The sequence below is a fragment of the Nocardioides albidus genome (assembly GCF_006335005.1).
Taxonomy (GTDB): Bacteria; Actinomycetota; Actinomycetes; order Propionibacteriales; family Nocardioidaceae; genus Nocardioides; species Nocardioides albidus.
Genome location: NZ_VDMP01000017.1, coordinates 1 through 8541 on the forward strand (window position 1 = coordinate 1; position 8541 = coordinate 8541).

The 8541-nt window shown below is 72.9% G+C and carries 9 protein-coding genes; 7 read left to right on the top strand and 2 right to left on the bottom strand.

Annotated features, from left to right (window positions below):
• Positions 1–10: 10 nt before the first annotated feature.
• Entirely contained in the window at positions 11–505 is a 495-nt protein-coding gene (locus tag FHP29_RS04310; protein ID WP_139621630.1) for a DUF4439 domain-containing protein, read from the bottom strand.
• Positions 502–1005 carry a hypothetical protein gene (locus FHP29_RS04315; protein ID WP_139621631.1) on the bottom strand — a complete coding sequence of 168 codons (504 nt, stop codon included), beginning with the start codon at positions 1003–1005 and terminating at the stop codon, positions 502–504. Before FHP29_RS04315 ends, FHP29_RS04310 begins: the two co-directional genes overlap by 4 nt.
• Before the next feature lie 77 nt (positions 1006–1082).
• Between FHP29_RS04315 and rimP the strand changes: the two genes are divergently transcribed.
• The 7 genes from rimP (at position 1083) to FHP29_RS04350 (ending at position 8477) form a co-directional block, all read left to right on the top strand.
• Positions 1083–1634: a ribosome maturation factor RimP gene (rimP, locus tag FHP29_RS04320; RefSeq protein ID WP_139621632.1), complete on the top strand. Its 552-nt coding sequence runs from the start codon at positions 1083–1085 to the stop codon at positions 1632–1634.
• A complete protein-coding gene (nusA, locus tag FHP29_RS04325) occupies positions 1634–2602 on the top strand; it encodes a transcription termination factor NusA (RefSeq protein WP_139621633.1) in 969 nt (322 codons plus the stop codon). Before rimP ends, nusA begins: the two co-directional genes overlap by 1 nt.
• Positions 2603–2671: 69 nt before the next feature.
• The gene (locus tag FHP29_RS04330; RefSeq protein WP_139621634.1) at positions 2672–3061 is read left to right on the top strand and encodes a YlxR family protein; all 390 of its coding nucleotides are present in this window, start codon (positions 2672–2674) and stop codon (positions 3059–3061) included.
• Positions 3062–3157: 96 nt separating this feature from the next.
• Positions 3158–6070: a translation initiation factor IF-2 gene (gene infB, locus FHP29_RS04335; protein ID WP_139621635.1), complete on the top strand. Its 2913-nt coding sequence runs from the start codon at positions 3158–3160 to the stop codon at positions 6068–6070.
• Between the two features lie 85 nt (positions 6071–6155).
• Positions 6156–6617: a 30S ribosome-binding factor RbfA gene (gene rbfA / locus FHP29_RS04340; protein WP_192903963.1), complete on the top strand. Its 462-nt coding sequence runs from the start codon at positions 6156–6158 to the stop codon at positions 6615–6617.
• Entirely contained in the window at positions 6614–7492 is an 879-nt protein-coding gene (truB, locus tag FHP29_RS04345) for a tRNA pseudouridine(55) synthase TruB (RefSeq protein ID WP_240044304.1), read from the top strand. Before rbfA ends, truB begins: the two co-directional genes overlap by 4 nt.
• A 25-nt stretch (positions 7493–7517) precedes the next feature.
• Positions 7518–8477, top strand: a complete 960-nt coding sequence (locus tag FHP29_RS04350; RefSeq protein ID WP_139621637.1) for a bifunctional riboflavin kinase/FAD synthetase — start codon at positions 7518–7520, stop codon at positions 8475–8477.
• Positions 8478–8541: the final 64 nt, after the last annotated feature.

Consider the following 8541-nt stretch of genomic DNA (forward strand, 5'->3'; position numbering starts at 1 on the left):
GCGGCGGCGGTCAGAGTCCCGGCAGCCGGTCGGGGCGGCCGCCGAAGTCCAGGACGCGGAGGGCGGCGTCGAGGAGCGCGTCGATGGCCCACGAGCGGGTGTCGTCGGTGGAGCTGGCGATGAGGTAGGCGTAGGTCGCCGCGGCCGCCTCCTCGATCTCCCGGGCTCGCGCGGACACGGCGGCCGGCGTGCCGAGGTCGGCGGGGAGGCCGTAGCCGGGCTCGGCCGCGACCGGCTGCGCGCCGGCGGCGTGCAGCCGTGCCATCAGCTCGTCGCGCCGGCTGCGGTGGACGGTGTACGCGTCGGTCACGGCGGCATAGAGCGCAGGGGAGCCGGATTGCGAGGTCTGCCCGCCGAGGACGCCGTACACGAAGACGGCGGCATGCTCGGCGGCCAGCGTCGTCTGCACAGCGGTCACCGCGGGGTCCTCGCCGGAGTCGGTGCCGGACGCCGAGGGGCTCGGCGTGGGGGTGGGTGAGGGGCTCGGTGAGGGGGTCGTGGTCATCCGAGGACCGCCTGCTGCTGGGCCAGAGCCGCCGCCATCGAGGCGAGGACCTGCGCCAGGGCGCCGCTGTGGGCCCGGCGCGCCGCCCCGACCAGGGTGTCCTGCAGATCGCTCTCCGCCGCGAGCAGGGCCGCACGGGCGGCGGCGCGGTCGGGCGCCACGGTCGGAGCCTCCGCGTCGACCGTGCCGCCGAGCTCGCTCGCGTGGGCGCCGTGGATGCGGGCCAGCCGCGAGCCCAGCCTCGCCAGGCCCGGCACCGCCGCGGCCGTGGCCGTGGCCAGCGCGCCGGTGCTCGAGATCGCCGCCAGCACGTCCTCGACGAGGGTGCTGTCGGCGTCGGCCGGGGGAGCGGTCGGCGTCAGGGCCCCCGACACGCCCGGGTCGGAGTCACCGCCGAGGACGTCGTCGATCGCGTCGCACGCGGTCAGCGCCAGCGCGGCACCGCCGATCCCGCCGGTGAGGACGAGCCGTCGCGAGACGGGGGTGGGTCGTGCGGGCACCCGGCGACCCTATCCGGCCGGGAGGTCCGGGTATCGTGTGCCTCGCACAGCCACAACAGGACACGGGGAGACTCACCATGGGTACTCATTCCGCTCAGGGAGCGACAGCAGAGCGGATCGAGCATGTCCTCGTCGCTCCGCTCGCCGCCCTGGGCCTCGACGTCGAGGCCGTGGAGCTCACCCCGGCCGGGAAGCGCCGCGTGCTGCGCATCGCCGTCGACACCGACGGCGGACTCACGCTCGACGACGTCGCGGCCGCCACCAAGGTGATCGACCGGGTCCTCGAGGACGACGGCCCCGACGGCGGCGCGAAGGCCCTGGGCGAGCTGCCCTACACGCTGGAGGTCACCTCCCGCGGCGTCGACCGGCCGCTCACCCTGCCGCGCCACTGGCGCCGCAACGAGGGACGACTGGTGAAGGTGTCGCTCGCCGACGACGTGACCCTGACCGGCCGGATCGGCGCCAACGACGACGAGGGCGTCGCCCTCGACGTCGACGGCTCGGTGCGCCGGATCGGGTACGCCGACGTGCGCAGGGCCCTCGTGCAGATCGAGTTCAACCGCAGGACCCCCACGGCCGACACGACCGACGACACGACCGACGACACGATGGACAAGGACGCCGACTGATGGACATCGACCTCAGCATCCTGCGGACGCTGGAGCGCGAGAAGGAGATCAAGTTCGACGTCCTCGTCGAGGCGATCGAGCAGGCGCTGCTCACGGCGTACCACAAGACCGAGGGCTCGGTCGCACAGGCGCGCGTCGAGCTCAACCGCAAGACCGGCCACGTGACGGTGCTCGCCGCCGAGCTCGACGCCGAGGGCAACAAGGTCGGCGAGTACGACGACACGCCGGACGGCTTCGGCCGGATCGCGGCCACGACGGCCAAGCAGATCATGTTGCAGCGCCTGCGCGACGCCGAGGACGAGATCCGGTTCGGCGAGTTCTCCGGCAAGGAGGGCGACATCATCTCCGGCGTCATCCAGCAGGGCCGCAACCCCGACGACGTCCTCGTCGACCTCGGCCGGATCGAGGCGCACCTGCCCGCGAGCGAGCGCGTGCCCGGCGAGGACTACCGGCACGGCACCCGGATCAAGTGCCTGGTCGTCTCGGTCCGCAAGGGCATGCGCGGCCCGCAGGTCACCCTGTCGCGCTCGCACCCCGGCCTGGTCAAGAAGCTGTTCGCGCTCGAGGTGCCCGAGATCGCCGACGGCACGGTCGAGATCGCCGCGCTCGCTCGCGAGGCCGGCCACCGCACGAAGATCGCGGTCAAGTCCACCGTGTCCGGCGTCAACGCGAAGGGTGCGTGCATCGGGCCGATGGGCCAGCGCGTGCGCAACGTGATGGCCGAGCTCGGCGGCGAGAAGATCGACATCGTCGACTGGTCCGACGACCCGGCGCGGCTCGTGGCCAACGCCCTGTCTCCTGCCCAGGTCCAGTCGGTCACGGTCGTCGACGAGGCCGCCCGCTCCGCCCGGGTCGTGGTCCCCGACTTCCAGCTCTCCCTGGCCATCGGCAAGGAGGGCCAGAACGCCCGTCTCGCCGCCCGCCTCACCGGATGGCGCATCGACATCCACTCCGACGAGGAGGCCTGAGCCTCCGCAGCGCCCCTCAGCGGTGCCGGTTCGTGAACTCGACCACCGAAGCGGTAGAGTCGACCCTCGGTGGCACACCGACCGGAATCCCCTGTACGACCGGATGACGTCCCCTCACCGGGACCCGTCCGGACCTGCATCGGATGCCGGGCGCGGGTCACCAAGAGCGAGTTGTTGCGGGTGACCGCCGGCTCGGGACCCGACGGCCGGCCGGCCGTCGTACCCGATCCTGACGGCACCGCGCCGGGACGTGGAGCGCACCTGCACCCCACGACCGGTTGCTACGACCTCGCCGTGCGGCGGAAGGCCTTCTCCCGCGCACTCCGGATCAGTCCGGGTGCGGGTGGGGTCTCCAGCGCTCCGGTGGGGGAGTACGTCGCCTCCCGGGCGGCCGCAGCCCCGCATGAACCATCCGATCCGACCGACCCTCTCAACAGAGACTGGAGCAACAGCTCATGAGCACTCGATGAGTACCTCGCGATGAGCCAGTTCGTTCTGCACCACCCACCAACGGTCTGAAGATCCACACCCGGGTCTTGGGCCAGAAGGAGAACCGTGGCCAAGACCCGAGTTTCCGAACTCGCGAAGCAATACGGCATCAAGAGCGCCGATGCGCTCAAGATGCTCAGTGACATCGGAGAGTTCGCCAAGACGGCGTCCTCGAGCATCGAGCTCCCCGCCGTGAAGAAGTTCGAGGCGACCTACGGAGCCGAGCTCCTCGCCAAGATGAAGCCGGCCGCCGAGCCCGCGGGCGAGGCTGCGAAGCCGGCCCCCAAGGCCCCGGCGAAGAAGGCTGCCGCCGCGCCGGAGGCACCCGCCGCCGCGCCGGCGCCTGCTGCCGAGGCCCCTGCTGCCGAGGCCCCTGCTGCCGAGGCCCCCGCCGCCGAGGCGCCGGCTGCTGCCGCGCCCAAGCCCGGCGGTCCCCGCCCGGGTCCGCGACCGGGTCCCAAGGCCCCCGCTGCCCCCGAGGCGCCGGCGGTCGAGGAGGAGCCCGCCGCTGCCGCGGCTCCGGCTGCCCCCGAGGCGCCCGAGGCCCCGGCGGCTCCCGCCGCCCCGGCTGCCAAGCCCGGTGCGCCGAAGCCCCCGACCCCGAAGGCTCCGGCTCCGGCTCCGCGCCCGGTCGGCAAGCCCGGAGGCACCCCGCGTCCCGGCAACAACCCCTTCGCGCCCAGCCAGGGCATGGGCCGTCGTCCCGCCCCGCCGCCGCGCGAGGGCGAGGCCGGTCCGGCCGGGCCGCGTCCGCCGGCGTCCGCCGGCGGCGGTGGCCGCCCGGGCATGCCGCGTCCCAACCCGGCGATGATGCCGAAGTCCGCCGGCTCGTTCGGTCAGGGTGGCCCCGGTGGCCGCGGTCCGGGTGGTCCGGGTCGTCCCGGGCCCGGCGGTCGTGGTCCCGGTGGCCCCGGTCGCGGCGGCGCGGGTGCGCCCGGTCGCCCCGGCGCCGGTGCGGGTGCCGGTGCTCCCGGCGGTCGTGGCCCCGGTGGCTTCGGTCCCGGTGGCGGCGGTCGTCCCGGTGGCGGCGGTCGTCCCGGCCAGCGTGGCCAGACCCAGGGTGCCTTCGGTCGCCCGGGCGGTCCCGCGCGTCGTGGCCGCAAGTCCAAGCGGGCGCGTCGCCAGGAGTTCGAGGCCATGGAGGCCCCGACGATCGGCGGCATGCGGGTCCGCAAGGGCAACGGCGAGACGATCCGTCTGGCCCGTGGTTCCTCGCTGACCGACTTCGCCGACAAGATCGGCGTCGACGCGGCCTCGCTGGTGCAGATGCTCTTCCACCTCGGCGAGATGGTCACGGCCACCCAGTCGGTGGGCGACGAGACGCTGGAGCTGCTCGGTGACGAGCTCAACTACGTCGTCGAGGTCGTCTCCCCGGAGGACGAGGACCGCGAGCTGCTCGAGTCGTTCGACATCGAGTTCGGCGCCGACGAGGGCGGCGAGGAGGACCTCGTCATCCGCCCGCCCGTCGTCACCGTCATGGGTCACGTCGACCACGGAAAGACCAAGCTGCTCGACGCGCTGCGCGACGCCAACGTCGTGGCGGGCGAGGCCGGTGGCATCACCCAGCACATCGGTGCCTACCAGGTGCACACCGACGTCGACGGCGAGGACCGCCGGATCACCTTCATCGACACCCCGGGTCACGAGGCGTTCACCTCGATGCGTGCCCGTGGTGCGCAGGCGACCGACATCGCGGTGCTCGTGGTCGCGGCCGACGACGGCGTGATGCCGCAGACGGTCGAGGCGCTCAACCACGCTCGGGCGGCCAACGTGCCGATCGTGGTCGCGGTCAACAAGATCGACAAGGAGTCCGCCGACCCGACGAAGGTCCGCGGCCAGCTCTCCGAGTACGGCCTGGTGCCCGAGGAGTACGGCGGCGACGCGATGTTCGTCGACGTCTCGGCCAAGGCCGGGATCAACCTCGACAAGCTGCTCGAGGCCATCGTGCTGACCGCCGACGCGTCGCTCGACCTGCGCGCCAACCCGGTGCAGGACGCCCAGGGTCTGGTCATCGAGGCGCACCTCGACCGCGGTCGCGGTCCGGTCGCCACGATCCTGGTCCAGCGCGGCACGCTGCGGGTGGGCGACTCGATCGTCGCCGGTCCGGCCCACGGCCGGGTCCGGGCGATGCTCGACGAGCACGGCAACGAGCTGACCGAGGCCGACCCGGCGCGTCCGGCGATGGTCCTGGGCCTCTCGTCCGTCCCGGGCGCGGGCCAGAACTTCATCGTCGTCGACGACGACCGGATGGCCCGCCAGATCGCCGAGAAGCGCGAGGCGCGCGAGCGCGCGGCCATGCAGGCCAAGCGGCGCGTGCGTCGTACCCTCGAGGACTTCATGGCCTCCATGGAGAAGGGCGAGAGCCAGGAGCTCAACCTCATCCTCAAGGGCGACGTGTCCGGCTCCGTCGAGGCGCTCGAGGACGCACTCGCCCAGATCGACGTGGGCGAGGAGGTCAGCCTGCGGGTCATCGACCGCGGTGTCGGTGCGATCACCGAGACCAACGTCGACCTCGCCGCGGCCTCCGACGCGATCATCATCGGCTTCAACGTCCGCCCGCAGGGCAAGGCGGGGCAGATGGCCGACAAGGAGGGCGTCGAGATCCGCTACTACTCGGTCATCTACCAGGCGATCGAGGAGATCGAGGCGGCGCTCAAGGGCATGCTCAAGCCCGAGTTCGAGGAGAACACGCTCGGCCAGGCCGAGATCCGTGCGATCTTCCGCTCGTCCAAGATCGGCAACATCGCCGGCTGCATGGTCACCGGCGGTGTCATCCGACGCAACGCCAAGGTCCGCGTGCTCCGCGACGGGGCCGTCATCGCCGACAACCTCGACCTCGCCTCGCTCAAGCGGGAGAAGGACGACGCGTCGGAGGTCCGGGAGGGCTTCGAGTGCGGTCTCGTGCTCCGCAACTTCCAGGACATCAAGGAGGGCGACATCGTCGAGGCCTTCGAGATGCGCGAGATCCCGCGGGGCTGATCTGCCCCATCGCACCATCCGAGCTGTGCCGCCCGTCCCGGTCCCGGGGCGGGCGGCGCGGCCGTTCTACTGATAGGAACTGATCATGGCCAGCCCGCGGGTACGCAAGATCGCCGACCGGATCCAGGTGATCGTCGCCGAGATGCTCGAGCGTCGGATCAAGGACCCCCGACTCGGGTTCGTGACCATCACCGAGGTCCGCCTCACCGGCGACGCGCAGAACGCCACGGTCTACTACACCGTGCTCGGTGAGGACGCCGACCAGCAGGCGACGGCCACGGCGTTGGAGTCGGCCAAGGGCGTGCTGCGCTCGGAGGTCGGCAAGCAGCTCGGCATGCGTCACGTGCCGTCGCTGGCCTTCGAGTTCGACGGCGTTCCCGAGACCGCCCGACACCTCGACGAGGTGCTGGCCAGGGCCCGCGAGGCCGACGCGGCCGTCGCCGCGGCCCGGGCCGGTGCCCAGCCGGCCGGCGAGGCCGACCCGTACAGGAAGCCGCGCGAGCCGGCGGTCGAGGAGACCGACGAAGAGGCCGAGGACACCGATTGACCTCCGAGGTCACGGCCGCCGTGCCGGCGGGCCTCGTCGTGGTCGACAAGCCTGCCGGACTCACGTCGCACGCCGTCGTGTCGCGGGTACGACGAGCGCTCGGCACCCGCAAGGTCGGGCACGCCGGCACCCTCGACCCGATGGCCACCGGCGTCCTCGTGCTCGGGGTCGAGCGGGCCACCCGCCTGCTCGGCCACCTCATGCTCACCGAGAAGGCGTACGACGCAACGGTGCGCCTGGGCAGGTCGACCACGACGGACGACGCCGAGGGCGAGGTCGTCGCCGAGACGCCGGCGGGCCACCTGACGCCCGACGCGGTGCGCGCCGAGCTCGCCACGCAGGTCGGCGAGATCCTCCAGGTCCCGACCGCCGTCAGCGCCATCAAGGTCGACGGCAAGCGCTCCTACCAGCGCGTGCGCGACGGCGAGGAGGTCGAGCTGCGGGCCCGTCCGGTCACCGTCCACGAGCTCACCGTCCACGACCAGCGGGTCGTCGGGGAGTTCCTCGACGTCGACATCACCGTCCGCTGCTCGAGCGGCACCTACATCCGCGCGATCGCCCGTGACGTCGGCGCCGCACTCGGTGTCGGCGGTCACCTCACCGCGCTGCGACGCACCGCCGTCGGGCCGTTCACCCTCGACGGCGCGGTGAGCGACCTGGACCAGGTGAGTGTGACCCCGCTGGCGGACGCCGCCCGGGCCGCCTTCCCCGCGATCGACCTCGACGCCGAGCAGGCCCAGGCGGTGCGCTACGGGCGACCGCTGCCCCTGGCCATCGAGACGCTGACCGGCGTCTTCGCGCCCGACGGCGAGTTCCTCGCCCTCTACCGGCCCGAGGGCGGCACCGCGAGACCGGCGGCCGTCTTCGTGGGGTAGCCCCCGATGTGGGAGAGTTGCGGCCGTGCGAGTCTGGCGTGACTTCTCCGACGTGCCCCGCGACCTCGGTCGCACGGTGGCCACGATCGGGAACTTCGACGGCATGCACCTCGGCCACCAGCACGTCGTGCGCCGGGCGCGGGAGGTGGCGGCCGAGATCGGAGCCCGGACCGCCATCGACGGCGTGGTCGCGGTGACCTTCGACCCCCACCCCATCGCGGTGCTGCGCCCCGAGCACGCGCCGCCGACGCTCACCACGATCGACCAGCGGCTGCGGCTGCTGGGGGAGGCCGGCGTGGACGAGGTCCTCGTCGTCCCGTTCTCCCGGGAGATCGCGGCCTGGTCGCCGGACGAGTTCATCGACCGGATCCTGCTCGACGCCCTGCACGTGAAGGCGGTGGTGGTCGGCGCCAACTTCCGCTTCGGCAACCGTGCCGCCGGTGACTGCAACCTGCTGCGCGCGGCAGGGCAGGAGCACGACTTCATCCTCGAGGAGGTCAGCCTCGACGGCGGGCCGCAGGTGTGGTCCTCGACGTACGTCCGGACCTGCCTGGCCGCCGGCGACGTGGCCGGCGCGGCCGAGGCGCTGGGCCGCAGCTTCGGCGTGCGGGGTGTGGTGGTCCGCGGCGACCAGCGCGGGCGCGAGCTGGGCTTCCCGACCGCCAATGTGCCCGTCCGGCCGGGCGCTGCCGCACCGGCGGACGGCGTGTACGCCGGCCGGCTCACGGTCCTCGACGGACCGGACGCCGGCTCGACGTACCCGGCAGCGATCAGCGTCGGCACCAACCCGACCTTCGCCGGCGAGCGGGATCGACGCGTCGAGTCCTATGTGCTCGACCGCACCGATCTCGAGCTGTACGGACGCGAGGTCGAGGTGACCTTCGTGGATCGCCTGCGCGGGATGGTCCGCTTCGACTCCATCGACGACCTTCTCGCCGCGATGGCCGACGACGTCGACCGGGCCCGGACGATGCTCGCGGACTGATCAACGATGGCCGATGGACCCGAGGCACCCGGGGCACCCGAGGCACCCGGGGCACCCGGGGCAC

Coding starts and splice junctions, on each gene's coding strand:
- rbfA (WP_192903963.1), top strand. CDS start 6,156: ATGGCCAGCCCGCGGGTACGCAAGATCGCCGACCGGATCCAGGTGATC.
- FHP29_RS04310 (WP_139621630.1), bottom strand. CDS start 505: ATGACCACGACCCCCTCACCGAGCCCCTCACCCACCCCCACGCCGAGC.
- rimP (WP_139621632.1), top strand. CDS start 1,083: ATGGGTACTCATTCCGCTCAGGGAGCGACAGCAGAGCGGATCGAGCAT.
- nusA (WP_139621633.1), top strand. CDS start 1,634: ATGGACATCGACCTCAGCATCCTGCGGACGCTGGAGCGCGAGAAGGAG.